Here is a 13,154-nt window from a genome sequence, read left to right on the forward strand (position 1 = left end):
GCCCTGGTGGTCGTTGACCAGACGTACAGCCCTGGCCTTCAGCTCCTGATCGATCTTCTTCGGCATGGTGCTCATCCTCCTGGACTCAAACAGGAGCGGCATCAAACCTGGGGCGCTTCACGGCCTTGTCCTTCGTGCGACGCAGCCCCCGGCCCAACTGCTGCAGGAAGATCGTGGCGCTCTCGGTGGGACGGAGGAACAGCACGGTGTCGACGTCGGGGATGTCGACACCTTCGTTGAAGACATCGACGGTAAACACCGCCTGGAGTCGGCCCTCGCGAAGATCCAGCAGGGTTCGCTCCCGGTCGGCTTGGCGGGTTGCGCCGCTCACTGTCGCGGAGCGAACTCCGGCCTCGTTGAAGACCGTCGTCATGTACTCCGCATGTGCCACGCTGACGCAGAAGCCGAGGGCTCGCATGGCGTCCGGGTTGGAGACCTTGTCTCTCAGTTGCCGCAGGACGAGCGCCGCCCGAGCCGTGTTGCCGGTGTAGACGTTCGCCAGCTCAGCATCGTCGTACCGGCCGTGCTTCCAACCCACTCGCCGCAGGTCGGTGCCGTCAGCCACCGCGAAGTAGTGGAACGGGCACAGCAAGTCGGCGCCCAGCGCATCCCACAGGCGCAGCTCGGCGGCGATTCGGCCGTTGAAGAAGGTGCGTACGTCGACCCCGTCGGCTCGCTCGGGCGTCGCCGTGAGCCCAAGCAGCTCGCGAGGGGCGAGGTGTTCGATGAGACGCCGGTAGCTGGCGGCCTCGGCATGGTGGAACTCGTCGATCACCACGATGTCGAACGAATCGCTCGGGATCGTGGTCACGCCGTGGGAGGAGAGCGACTGGATGCTGGCGAAGACATGCCGGCCGCGTTCGGGCCGGATGCCGCCGACGTACAACTCGCCGAACGTGGCGTCGGTCAACACCTCGCGGTAGGTCCGCAGCGCCTGTTCGAGGATCTCGCGGCGGTGCGCGACGAAGAGCAGCGACGGCTTGTCGCTGCCCCGACAGAGCCGCCGGTAGTCCAGGGCGGCGATCACGGTCTTGCCCGTGCCGGTGGCCGCTACCACCAGGTTGCGATGCCGATCGTGCACCTCTCGCTCGGCGTGGACCGCGTCGAGCATCTGCTGCTGGTAGGCGAACGGCCGCACCTCGAGGCCGGACAGATTGATGGTCACGCGACTGTGCTCTGTGCGGCCAGATGCCTCGCTGAGTGCATCGTCGAGTCGGTCGGCGTCGCGAGCGGGGTCGTAGACCTCGAAGCTGGGGTCGTTCCAGTAGGTGTCGAAGGTGGCTCGGAACTTGTCGAGCAGTGCTCCCGTCCCGGTGGTCGAGAGCCGCACGTTCCACTCCACCCCGTCCAGCAGTGCCGCCCGCGACAGGTTCGAGGAACCTACGTAGGCCGTGTCGAAGCCGGTCGACCGGCGAAACATCCACGCCTTGGCGTGCAGTCGCGTGCGAGCGGCGTCGTACTGGATGCGGACCTCTGCGCCGAAGTCGTTGACCAGTCGGTCAAGGGCGCGCCGCTCGGTCGCACCCATGTACGTCGTGGTCAGAACGCGGAGCGGTGCCTCGCGGTCGCGCAGGCGCGACAGCTCGGTCTCGAGCAATCTGAGACCGTGCCACTTCACGAACGCGCAGAGCAGATCAACCTCGTTGCTGGTGTCGATCTCGGCGCGTAGTTCGGAGCCCAGATTGGGCTCCCCTCGGGTGTTCGTGAGCAACGCCGGCTCGGCCAGCGGTGTGTTGGGCCGAGTGTTCGAGAGGCCGGAAGAGCCCAGCAGGCCCGGGCGGCTGATGCGTTTCAGCTGTCGGGCCGGGGCGGATACCTCTGCTTCTTGGGCCTGGAGCACTGTCAGCAGGTCGTTCACCATCGCTACCCGACGAGCGGGGTCCGGCGTAGCCGATAGGGCACGGCGGGTTGCGTCGTAGACGTGCCGGGCGAGGACGTGCGGCTGATGTGCGGCATCGATTGGCTCGACGGTGGCCGCATTGCCCAGGGGTATCAGCGATTGTTCGAGCTCGCTGCTGAGCATCGCTTCGTAGAGGCCGTCGGGCAGGGGGTGACTACTCATCGGAGTCAGCTTCCCTGAAGTAAAGCCCTGCTGTCCGGCAATCCGCGGGCTCTGCGCGCCTCTCGACGACCTGGCAGCCCGCGCGCTGACCTCAACCGCCGCGCGTCACCGGCTCCCCGCAGGTCGGGCAGAGCACCTGCTCGGCCGGCTCGCCGGGCCGGGTCCGGCCTCGCTGCCCACAGAAGTCGCACACCCAGGTCTCCATCCGTGCAGCCTCCCCGAGGCCGCCGACCGTCCTCACGACGCGCCTCGACGTGACCTGCGAGCGGTCGCGACGCGCCGATCAAACATAACCAATTCGGCAAACTCTATAAAGTTAGGTTACTTTGGCTACTCACTCACCTTGAAGTACCTAGGAGCACGCACATGTGGTTGGTCGCAGCCTTCGCCCTCGCCGGCGGTTTGGCCCAGCTCGTCGACGGGACGCTGGGGATGGGCTTCGGGGTCACCTCGGCCACCGTGCTCCTGGCGCTCGGCGTCGCCCCCGCTACTGCCAGCGCGGCGACGCACGCCGCCAAGCTGCCCACGACGCTGATCTCGGGGCTCTCCCACTGGCGCGTCGGCAACATCGACAAGGCGATCCTGATCCGGGTGGCGGTCCCCGGTGCGATCGGCGGCTTCCTCGGTGCCGTGGTGCTGACCTCGATCAGCCTGGCCGCCGCCAAGAGCGGGATGGCGGCGCTGCTGCTGTTCTTCGGTGCGGTGATCCTGATGCGCTTCGGCTTTGGCCTGCGCATCATCCCGACCCCCAAGTCGGGTCACACCGCGCGCTGGCTCGCCCCGATCGGGCTGCTGGGCGGCTTCGTCGACGCCACCGGCGGCGGCGGCTGGGGCCCCGTCGTCACGCCCAGCCTGATGACCGTCACCAGCCACGAGCCCCGCAAGGTCGTCGGCACCACCAACGCCGCCGAGTTCGCCGTCGCGGTCTCGGTCTCCCTCGGCTTCGTCACCGGCGCGGCCCACCAGGACATCCCGTGGTTGCCGGTGCTCGGACTGGTCCTCGGCGGCGTCATCGTGGCCCCCATCGCCGCCCGCCTGGCCGGCCGGCTGCCGCACGCCCCGATGGGCGTGATGGTCGGCGGACTGATCATCCTGGTCAACAGCGTCGTCGTCCTCGCGGCCTTCGCCGACCTCCCGTTGGTCCTCGACCTGGCCCTGATGGTCGGCTGGCTGCTCCTCGTCGGTCGCATCGCCCGGGCCGCGTGGCGCCGCGAGCGCGCCGAGCGGCTCGCTGCCTCCGCGCCGGTCGCCGAGCCCGCCCTGGTCTGAGCGCCCTCGGGGACGCGTAACGACCGTCACCCTGCGCCGTTGGACCGGCATGCTCCGGAACCTGCGCCCCCTGCTCGCTCCTGCCGTCGCGGCGGGCCTGGTCCTGGGGCTGGGGGTCGCCCCGGCGCAGGGGGTCTCGACAGGCTCGACCAACGAAGGACGCTCGACCAGCGAGAGGGGACTCCCGGAGGGGGCGCCGGCGGCGGCGACGCGGGCCGAGCCCGAGCTCGACAAGCCGAAGGGCTGGCCCTTCGCCCAGCGGGTCTCGCGCACCTCGGGCACCGAGCGGCTGCACGGGGGAGCGTCGTACTGGACCGACTTCGTCTACGACGCGTACGGCGCGGCCCTGCCCAGCGGGTTCAGCCTCGACAACATCGCCACGCTGGCGCCCGAGCAGGGCGTCTACGAGCAGCCGGGCAGGGCGGCCGGCAACGGCGCCGACGTGTTCGTCGCGGCCACCGGCAAGGACCGGCGCGCGTCGTACTGGCGGGTGGACTGGACGACGCTGGCCAGCCCCGACGTTCCGCTCGCGGTGTGGGCCTTCGACACCGACCGCGACGCCACCACCGGCGTGGACACCTGGCCGGGTGCCGCCGGGGTCACCTCGCCGGGGCTCGAGCAGGCGCTGGTCGTCTCGAGCCGCGGCGCCTGGCTGCACGACCTCACCACCGGCGACGTCACCGACGTGACCCGCCGCGGCGGCCGGCTCACCGTCGACGAGTCCACTCGGTCCTTCACGGTGCGGGTGCCGAAGCAGCTGCTGCGCGCCCGCGGCTCCTGGCGGGTCCGGCTCGCCGCCGGCCTCGCCGACGAGACCGGTGAGGCGATGGCGGCCCCGACCCTCGCCGGCGGCGCGCCGCTGCCGCCCGGGTCCACGCACGTCTACAACCTCGCCTTCCGCACCCCCGAGCAGGAGACCCCGGTCGTCACCGACAGCCGGACCGCTGGCCTGGTCGCCGCCTTCCAGGCCGTCGCTGCCGGCAACCCGCTCACCGACCAGCTCGGCGCCGACGGGCTCGCGCGCTTCGTCACCGGCAACTTCTGGATGGAGGACGCCCAGGCCGACGCGCTCGCCGCCGGCGACGCCTCCGCGTTCTCCCACGTCGTGCGCTGGCGCGACCTGCGCCGCAAGACGCGCACCCGCGAGCCGCTGGTGCACGGCCCCAGCAACCGCTGGTACCTCTCCCGCCTCGACCTCGGCGAGGGCATCGTGGCCGACGAGGGCCAGGGCAGCGGCGACGGCGCCCCCAACTACCTCTCCCCGGTGCAGCCCTACTCCGTCTACGTGCCCACCTCCTACCGCCGCGGCGACGCCGCCCCGCTGACCTGGACGCTGCACTCGCTCGGCGTCAACCACAACCAGTACGCCGGCTACGACCCGCAGCTGATCGAGAGCCTCTGCGAGGAGCGCGACTCCATCTGCGCCGGCACGCTGGGCCGCGGCCCCGACGGCTGGTACTTCGACGAGGCCGAGGTCGACTACTGGCAGGTCTGGCGCGCCCTCGCCGACGGCTTCGACCTCGACCCGACGCGCACCGTGCTGACCGGCTACTCGATGGGCGGCTGGGCCGGCTACCACCTCGGCCTCGCGCACCCCGACCTGTACGCCGAGGTCGTCGTGCTCGCCGGCCCGCCCCAGTGCGGGGTGTCGCTCGACGCCGACCAGATCGTCTCGCCCTCGTTCGGCGGGCGCTGCACGAGCGACGGGACGGCGTACGACCTGGTCGGCAACGCGACCTGGCTGCCGTTCCGGATCGGGCACGGCAACCTCGACCAGCTGGTGCCGTTCACCTCGGTCGAGCGCCAGGTCGCCCGCTTCGAGGAGGCCGGGCTGCGGCACCGGTTCGTGCGCTACCCCGGCGAGGACCACCTGGTCTTCGCGATCCAGGACCGGTTCGCGACCGTGATCGACGGGCTCGGGCTGCCGACCGTCGAGCGCGACCCGCGCGACATCGACTTCACCTGGCGTCCGCACCTGACCCGGCGCGGGCTCGGGATCGGCGCGACCACGGCCTACTGGACCGGCGACCTCGCCGCCCGCGACTCCGGGCCCGGCACTCTCGCCCGGGTGCGCGCCACCTCGCAGCGCATCGCCGACCGCGAGCACCTGCCGGTCAGCACCGGCCCGGTGCCGGTGGTCAGCCCGCTGCCGGCGCTGCTCTCGGAGACCACCTGGGAGGACGGCGAGGCGCTGCCCGTGCGCGACCGGATGGTGCTGCGGCTCGACAACGTCTCGCGCGTCAGCGTCGACCTCGACCGTGCGCGCTGGCGCTGCGGCCCCCTGCGCGTCGTCTCCGACGGCGACGCCGTCGTGCGGCTGGTGCGCGGCGACCGGGTGGTGCGAGTGCTGCGGGTCGGCGACGGCAAGCAGGTCGTACGCCGCGCCTGCTGAGGGTCCCGATCCTGACCCTCTCCGGCGTCACCCGACCGACCACCGGGCCGGCCACAACGCTCCGAGCCAGGCCGCGGCACCTGCCGCGCCGACCACGAGCCAGAACGTCAGCGCCGCCTGGTCGAACCCGGTCATCGGGAAGACCGTGGACCACCCGAGGAGCGTCGTCACCACCACCAGCCCGAGCACGGTCAGGACGACGCCGCCGGCCAGCGTCGCCCCCGGGCTCGGGACCTCTCGGCGCGACGCCAGGGCAGCGGTGCCCGTGGTGAGCAGGATGGTGGCGCCCCCCAGGAGCCACCAGCCCGACCGGTCCAAGGGGAGGTCGCCGGGCCGGGCCACGACGAGCAGGCCCCACACCCCGAGCGGGAGAGCGGCCGCGGTCAGCCGCGTCGTACGCCGCCAGGCGCCGCCGCGCGGGGTGACCGCGACGACGGGCAGCGCCGCCTCGTCGTAGAGGAAGACGGTCGCGGTGGCGCAGCAGGCCAGCACCCCCGGGAGCAGGACCAGCGCTGCGGAGGGCCACCTGGCGAGCAACCCGGCGAGGAGTCCTGCGGCCACGCAGCAGCCGAGCACAGCCGTCCAGGGGATGCCGCGGCGCAGGTGCCACCAGCGCACGGTCACTCCGAGACGGAGCGGGGGTTGACGGGGGAGACCTGGGTCTCGGCGTTGCCGGTGGTCATCGCGAGTGCCAGGCAGACGAGGCCGACGACCACGACGCCCGCGACGAGGCCGCGCAGCCGCGGGGTGCGGGCTGTCGGGTCGTGCCAGACGGCGACCAGCGCGGCAGCGGCGCACAGGCACAGCACGTAGCCGAGGTAGGCCAGCGGGTTGCCCTCGTAGATCCATGCCGTGCCGTCCGGCATCGTCCCGGAGTGGAACATCGCCCACGGCACCCACAGCCGCAGCTCGACCGAGTCGCCGTCGGAGAGCGGCAGCTGGCTGACCATCGTCACGGCGACCAGCACGACCACGACCACGGCGGCGGCGCCGGGGAAGCTCAGCCACCGTCCGGTGAGCACGCCCAGCAGGGCACCGCCCAGGCAGGCGACGGGACCGAGGGCGACCAGGATGCTCCACACCTGCCAGTCGGGCATGGTGTCGAACCACCACTCCTGCGGGGAGACCCCCTTGACCTGCACGAGCACCAGCAGCGTCGCCACCCAGGCCACGCCGGCCGCGAACGGGACCAGGCAGGCGACGACGAGCGCCGTCGTGCGTCGCGCCTCCGTGCGCGGCGCCGTCGCGACCGCTTCCACGGCGACCTCGGTGGAGCGGGTGAGGCGGGCGGTCGCCACGAGGCTGGTCAGGCCGATGAAGAACGCGGGGACCACCGGCGTGGAGAGCATGTCGCGGAAGTCGGGGTGGTCGTCGAGGAGGTACAGCAGGGCCAGGACCGTGAAGGTGAGGACCACGCCAACGACGAACACCGGGTGGCGGGCGAGGCGACGGGCCTCGATGGCGGCCATCGGGCCGAGGCTCGAGGCGCGTTCGGGCGAGATCGTGGTGCTGGTCATGGCGTGCTCCTGGCGAGGGTCGGGTGGAAGGGGTGCGGGTCAGGCGGGCGCGCGGACGGTGCGGGCCTCGGCGCCGAGCATCAGCAGGTAGGCGTCCTCAAGCGTGGGCTCGGTCTCGACCGCTCCGGGCGGAGGTGTGCCACCGACCACGTGGTGGCGACCGGTGCCGGTGCGCCAGCTCACGAGCGCGTCGCTCCCGGGCTCGTCCGAGAGCCAGACGCGGCCGGCCGCGGTGGCGACGAGCTCGGTGACGGGCCCGTCGAAGCGGACCGTCCCGCCAGCCAGGACCACGACCCGCTCGCACAGCGCGGCGACGTCCTCGGTCTGGTGTGTGGAGAGCAGGACGGTGCACCGGTCGGCGATGACGGACAGAGTGCGGCGCAGGTCGGCACGCTGGGTCGGGTCGAGGCCGGTCGTGGGCTCGTCGAGCACCAGGATGCGGGGCTCGCCCAGCAGCGCCTGGGCCAGCGCGACCCGCCGGCGCTGGCCCCCGGAGAGCCTGCGCACCTTCTTGGTGGCCGAACCGGCCAGCCCCACCAGGTCCAGGACCCGGCGGACCTCCCGGTGCCGGCGGTCCCGGTCGTTCCACTCCTTGAGCACGGCCACGTACTCGACGAAGCCGAAGGCGGTCATGTCGCTGGGGTAGCCCAGCTCTTGGGGGAGGTAGCCCAGCTGGCGTCGGATCGCGGTCAGCTCGTCGTGCGAGCCCTGCGGGTCGCGGCCCAGGAGGCTGAGTCGTCCCCCGTCGGCGGCGATGGAGGTGGCGACGATCCTCAGCAGCGTGGTCTTGCCGGCGCCGTTGGGCCCGAGCAGTCCGGTGACGCCTCGGTCGAAGCCGAGGTCGACCACGTCCAGGGCTCGGGTGCGGCCGTACGTCTTGGAGATGGCGTCGAGCTGGACGGCGTTCACAAGGTGGCTCCGATCATCCGGTCACGGTGGGTGCGGACGACGAGGACGACGACCGACACGAGGGCGAGGGCGAGGTAGACCAGCTGCTGCGTGGCCTCGACCGGCCAGGTGGCCGGGACCACGCGCAGCGAGAGGAGGACGACACCGCTCCAGGCGATGGCGACCACGGCGCTGCCGGTCCGGGGGCCGACGAAGCTCGACAGCGCCAGGAGCACCGGCACCAGCGCGAGCGCCGGTCCGAGCCAGCCGGCGGTCAACCACAGTGGCCCGGGCAGCAGCAGGCCGAGGAGCGCGGTGACCGGCAGCACCGAGACCAGCACCGCCAGGGTCCGCACCAGGATCAGCCGGGAGCGGCCGTACGGCGTGGTGCCGACCAGCGACTCGAGTGGATCGGTGTGCGGTCCGTACGCCGCAGCGACACCCAGGACCGGCACCATCGGTGCGACCAGCAGGAAGGGCGCCAGCAGGTCCGCGCCGCCGAGGAGGACCGCAGCCGTGGCGAAGCCGAGCGCCACGAACGCACTGGCCAGCCAGGCCGTCCGCAGCGAGGTCGTGGCCGCGAGCAGCACCGCTACGGGCTCGGAGACCCCGCACCGCCGCGCCAGGCGCACCGCCAGCGGTAGCGCGGGGCTCTCGACGGTGTCGCGGACCCCTGCCCAGGCGCGCTTCAGCACGGGTGCCCGGACGATGTCGGCGATGGCTGCGCGGCAGTCGGCGCAGCGCACGAGGTGCTGCTCGACCGAGGCGCCCCCGACGGCATCGAGCGAACCGGCGAGGTACGCCGTCAACAGTGGCACGTCGGCGTGCCAGCCCCGCGTGGTCATCCCCAGCCCTCCTGGCTCAGCACCAGCGAGCCCCGCAGCTGCGCCTTCGCGCGGTGCAGCCGGCTCTTGACGGTGTTCTCCCGGACACCGAGCATCCGCCCGGCCTCCTTGGTGGTCAGGCCGTCGAGCACGACCGCCTGCACGACCGAGCGGAACTCGGGCGAGAGCTGTCGCAGCGCGCCGGCGAGGTCGCCATGCTCGACCCCGAGCAGCACCTCGTCCTCGGCGGCCTGGACGTGGCCGGCCAGCCGGGCGTCCCACTCGGGCAGCAGCACGACGTCCTTGCGCGAGCGCAGTCGCGAGACCATGCGTCGGAAGGCGATGCCCCACAGCCACGCCGCGACCTGTCCCTCGCCGCGGAAGCGTCGAGCGTCCTTCCACAGCGTCACGAAGGTGTCCTGGAGCACGTCGGCCACGACGTCGGGGTCGTTGCAGCGGCGCAGCAGCCGCGCGTAGAGCCACGCCGAGTGCCGGCGGTAGAGCTCCTCGAGCGCGGCGAGGTCGTCCGCGGCGACCAGCAGGACCAGGGCGGCGTCGCCCGGGTCCTGCTGGGCCGGGTCGGTGCCCGACTGCGTGGCCTTCATGTTGATCACTGTCGCACCGGAGCACCCAAAAGGGTCCCGATCATCGGGCGGGGTCGCTGGGTCCTGTGGCGGAGGGGAGCGGCGTCCTCGGGCGGGCACCACCGCGACCCGGGCCGAGGTCCACGGCCACGCGTCTCCCGCGGCACGCCGGGCGGGTGCCCCCAGCGCAGCCCGGGGTCGCCCCGACACCACCAGGTTCGGCAGACTGCCGGGGTGCCCACCCCCGACCCGGTCGCCGCCTTCGCGCCCTGGCTGAGCGCCGACGGGCTGGCCTCCGTCTACGACCCGGCAGCCGTCGGGCGGGCGCGCGCCTACGCCTCGGACGGGTCGGTGCTCCGGCTCGACGTCGACGTGGTCGACAGCGAGTTCCTCGCTGTCGATGGTGAGGTCGCCGGAAGCGGCGCTCGGCCCTACCGCACGTCGGTCTCCATCGAGCTCGACCGGGGTCGGGCCGTCGTCACCGCGGACTGCTCCTGCCCGGTCGGCTGGGAGTGCAAGCACGGCGCGGCGCTGCTGCTCTGCCTGGGCCGGTCGCTGACGACCGACCACCCCGACCCCGGCAGTCCCGCCGACGAAGACTTCGCCAGCTGGGCCGGCGCGCTCGACACGGCGCTGCGCGACCTGGAGGCATCCCGGGGCGGGGAGACGGGGAAGGACGCCCTCGCGCTCCTGCTCGACCTGCACCTGCCGCGCCACGGTGGCTTCACCGGCCTGGCCCCGCCGGTGGTCCGGATGCGGCCGGTACGCCGCGGCGCGAGCGGGCGATGGGTCCGCGGCGGCGCGGCCTGGAAGGACTTCACCCCTCACGGCGGCCACCTCGGAAGCACCCGTCACGACCCCGCCCACGTCGCCTCCGTGGGCCGGCTGCGCGCCCAGATGGGGATGGCGGCGTACTGGAACATCACCGACCTGCCGCCGCTCTCCGACTTCGGCCCCCAGGTGTGGCACCGCCTGCGCCAGGCACGCGACGCCGGCGTGGCGCTGCTGCCCGGCGCGGGCCTGGCCGACGTGCAGCTGGTCGACGAGCCGGTCGAGGTCGTCGCCGACGTGCTGCGCGACGAGGCGGAGCCCGGCGCCGCCAGCCTCCGCTTCGGGGTCCGGTACGCCGACCGCTGGTGGCCGGCCGACCAGCTGGTGCTGGTCGGGGACGAGGCCCACGGCGTGGTGCTGCTCGACCGGGTGCCCACGGCCACCACCCGCGACACCACCGCCCTGCTGGCACCCCTCGCGGCGCCGATCCCTCCCGCGCTGGCCAGGCTCGTCAAGGGCGGCGACACCGCCGTCCCGCCCGAGCACCTCGACGCCTTCGTCACCACCCGGCTGCCCCGGCTCGCGCGGCACCTGCCGGTCACCTCGAGCGACGAGTCGATCACCGTCCCGACCCCACCGGCCCCGCGCCTGGTCCTCCTCGTCGAGTGGGACCGCACCCCGGCGGCCGCGCTGCGCTGGCAGTGGCGCTACCGGGTCGGCGACAACGACCTGGTGTGCGCCGCCGGCTCCGCCGACCGCCTCGACGGCGTCCGCGACCGCCCCGCCGAGCGGGCCGAGCTCGCCCGCCTGACCTCCCTCGGCGTGCTGGACGCTGACGCGCCGGCGGCCGACCGCGACGTACCGACCAGCGGCGTGCTCGAGCTCGACGACGAGCTGGCGCGCCTGCGCGCGGCCGGGCTCGAGGTGGAGGAGGTCGAGCGTCCCGACTTCCGTGCGGCCACCGGCCCGGTCGAGATCACGCTCGGTCCCGCGTCCGTCGAGGCCCCGGCCGAGGCCGACGACGCGGCAGACGCCGGCGGAGCCACCGACTGGCTCGACCTGAGCGTCAGCGTCAGCGTCGACGGCGAGCAGATCCCGCTGCCCTCGGTGCTGGAGGCGCTGACCCTCGGCGAGGAGCGCATCGTGCTGCCCAGCGGGCTGCACGTGGCCGCCTCCACCCCCGAGCTCGAGGGCCTGCGTGGGCTGGTCGCGGCCGCCGCCGAGGTGCGTGAGCCCACGCGCGACGACCGGATCGGCCTGGGCGGTCACGACCTGGGTCTGTGGGCGGCCGTCGGCGACCTGGCCGAGACCGACACGCTGCCCGCCCACGCCCAGGAGTGGGTGCGCCGGGCCCACGCGTTGCGCGACCTCACCGACCTGCCCAGCCCCGAGCCCGAGGGCGTGGTCTCCACGCTGCGGCACTACCAGCACGACGGGTTCCGATGGCTGGCCTTCCTGCAGGACCACGGCCTCGGCGGCATCCTGGCCGACGACATGGGCCTGGGCAAGACCCTCCAGGTGCTCGCGGCCGTCGCCCGCGCCCGCGCCGGCGGCGCCGCACCGTTCCTGGTCGTGGCGCCCACCAGCGTCGTGGCCAACTGGGCTCTCGAGGCCGAGCAGCACACCCCGGGACTGGTGGTGCGCACCGTCACCGCCTCGGCCCGCAAGCTCGGCACCCCGGTGTCCGTGGTCGCCGACGGCGCCGACGTCGTGGTGACGACGTACACGCTGCTGCGCCTCGACATCGAGGAGTACGCCGCCCTGGCCTGGGGCGGGCTCGTCCTCGACGAGGCCCAGCACGTGAAGAACCACCTCGCCAAGACCCACCAGGCCGCTCGCCGCATCGACGCGCCCTTCCGGCTCGCGGTGACCGGCACGCCGTTCGAGAACCGGCTGATGGAGCTGTGGTCGCTGCTGGCCCTCGTGGCGCCGGGTCTCTACCCGACCGCCAAGGGCTTCGTGGACCACGTCGTGCGGCCGGTCGAGAAGGAGGGGGACGGCACCGCGCTGGCCCGCTTCCAGCAGCGGCTGCGGCCCTTCCTGCTGCGCCGCACCAAGGAGCTGGTCGCCGCCGACCTGCCGCCCAAGCAGGAACAGCTGCTGCAGGTCGACCTCGGTGCCCGGCACCGCAGGATCTACGACACCCACCTGGCCCGCGAGCGGCAGAAGATCCTCGGGCTCGTGGACGACTTCGACCGCAACCGGGTCGCGATCCTCAGTGCCCTCACCCGGCTGCGCCAGCTCAGCCTCGACCCGGCCCTGGTCGCGGCCGAGCACGAGGCGGTCGGCTCGGCGAAGGTGGACGTGCTGGTCGACCACCTCCTCGAGCTGGCCGCCGAGGGGCACCGCGCCCTCGTCTTCAGCCAGTTCACCGGTTTCCTGCGGCGCGTGCGCGCCCGGCTCGACGCCGAGGGCGTCACCTACAGCTACCTCGACGGGCGGACCCGCAAGCGCGCCGAGGCGGTCGAGGGGTTCCGCGACGGCGACAGCACGGCGTTCCTGATCAGTCTCAAGGCCGGCGGGGTCGGGCTCACCCTCACCGAGGCCGACTACGTCTTCGTGCTCGACCCGTGGTGGAACCCCGCCGTCGAGGCCCAGGCCGTCGACCGGGCCCACCGGATCGGCCAGACCCGGCCGGTGCTGGTCTACCGGCTGGTCTCGCGGGACACGATCGAGGAGAAGGTGGTGGCGCTGAAGGAGCGCAAGGCCGCGCTGTTCTCCCAGGTCGTCGATGGTGACGGGGCCCTGGGCAGCGTCGTCGACGCCGCCGACGTGCGCGCGCTCTTCGACTGAGGCACCTGAGGTTCTCCACAGGTCGCGGATCGGTGGTGTCGCCGGCGCGCGATC

General features: G+C 73.1%; 8 protein-coding genes and 1 pseudogene. 3 read left to right on the forward strand and 6 right to left on the reverse strand.

Annotation, left to right across the window (positions count from 1 at the left end; genetic code table 11):
• Window positions 1-118: 118 nt before the first annotated feature.
• A pseudogene (locus QWJ41_RS16590) lies at window positions 119-2,062 on the reverse strand (DEAD/DEAH box helicase); the annotation flags it as partial.
• A 366-nt stretch (window positions 2,063-2,428) separates the two neighbouring features.
• On the opposite strand from QWJ41_RS16590, the gene QWJ41_RS16595 reads away from it, so the two are divergent.
• On the forward strand, window positions 2,429-3,331 hold the full coding sequence (locus QWJ41_RS16595) for a sulfite exporter TauE/SafE family protein (RefSeq protein ID WP_302709519.1): 903 nt from the start codon (window positions 2,429-2,431) through the stop codon (window positions 3,329-3,331).
• A 49-nt stretch (window positions 3,332-3,380) separates the two neighbouring features.
• Window positions 3,381-5,723: an alpha/beta hydrolase gene (locus QWJ41_RS16600; protein ID WP_302709520.1), complete on the forward strand. Its 2,343-nt coding sequence runs from the start codon at window positions 3,381-3,383 to the stop codon at window positions 5,721-5,723.
• Between the two features lie 27 nt (window positions 5,724-5,750).
• On the opposite strand, the gene QWJ41_RS16605 is transcribed toward QWJ41_RS16600, so the two are convergent.
• From QWJ41_RS16605 to QWJ41_RS16625, 5 genes are read right to left on the reverse strand one after another with little or no spacing between them, the layout of a single operon-like run.
• Window positions 5,751-6,347, reverse strand: coding sequence for a hypothetical protein (locus tag QWJ41_RS16605; protein WP_302709521.1), 597 nt, complete (start codon window positions 6,345-6,347; stop codon window positions 5,751-5,753).
• Window positions 6,344-7,240, reverse strand: coding sequence for a hypothetical protein (locus tag QWJ41_RS16610; protein ID WP_302709522.1), 897 nt, complete (start codon window positions 7,238-7,240; stop codon window positions 6,344-6,346). Before QWJ41_RS16610 ends, QWJ41_RS16605 begins: the two co-directional genes overlap by 4 nt.
• 39 nt (window positions 7,241-7,279) lie before the next feature.
• On the reverse strand, window positions 7,280-8,149 hold the full coding sequence (locus tag QWJ41_RS16615) for an ATP-binding cassette domain-containing protein (RefSeq protein ID WP_302709523.1): 870 nt from the start codon (window positions 8,147-8,149) through the stop codon (window positions 7,280-7,282).
• Window positions 8,146-8,973, reverse strand: a complete 828-nt coding sequence (locus QWJ41_RS16620) for a zf-HC2 domain-containing protein (RefSeq protein ID WP_302709524.1) — start codon at window positions 8,971-8,973, stop codon at window positions 8,146-8,148. The genes QWJ41_RS16615 and QWJ41_RS16620 overlap by 4 nt, the downstream gene beginning before the upstream one ends.
• Window positions 8,970-9,557, reverse strand: a complete 588-nt coding sequence (locus QWJ41_RS16625; RefSeq protein ID WP_302709525.1) for an RNA polymerase sigma factor — start codon at window positions 9,555-9,557, stop codon at window positions 8,970-8,972. Before QWJ41_RS16625 ends, QWJ41_RS16620 begins: the two co-directional genes overlap by 4 nt.
• A 213-nt stretch (window positions 9,558-9,770) precedes the next feature.
• Here QWJ41_RS16625 and QWJ41_RS16630 point away from each other — a divergent pair, with 213 nt between their 5' ends.
• A complete protein-coding gene (locus QWJ41_RS16630) occupies window positions 9,771-13,100 on the forward strand; it encodes a DEAD/DEAH box helicase (RefSeq protein ID WP_302709526.1) in 3,330 nt (1,109 codons plus the stop codon).
• The last annotated feature ends 54 nt before the right edge of the window (window positions 13,101-13,154 follow it).

It is taken from the genome of Nocardioides cremeus (assembly GCF_030518195.1).
In the GTDB taxonomy this organism is placed as follows: Bacteria; Actinomycetota; Actinomycetes; order Propionibacteriales; family Nocardioidaceae; genus Nocardioides; species Nocardioides cremeus.

What these genes read in the sequence shown, in the direction of transcription:
- QWJ41_RS16600 (WP_302709520.1), top strand. Translation starts at nt 3,381, where the DNA reads ATGCTCCGGAACCTGCGCCCCCTGCTCGCTCCTGCCGTCGCGGCGGGC.
- QWJ41_RS16610 (WP_302709522.1), bottom strand. Translation starts at nt 7,240, where the DNA reads ATGACCAGCACCACGATCTCGCCCGAACGCGCCTCGAGCCTCGGCCCG.
- QWJ41_RS16595 (WP_302709519.1), top strand. Translation starts at nt 2,429, where the DNA reads ATGTGGTTGGTCGCAGCCTTCGCCCTCGCCGGCGGTTTGGCCCAGCTC.
- QWJ41_RS16625 (WP_302709525.1), bottom strand. Translation starts at nt 9,557, where the DNA reads ATGAAGGCCACGCAGTCGGGCACCGACCCGGCCCAGCAGGACCCGGGC.
- QWJ41_RS16620 (WP_302709524.1), bottom strand. Translation starts at nt 8,973, where the DNA reads ATGACCACGCGGGGCTGGCACGCCGACGTGCCACTGTTGACGGCGTAC.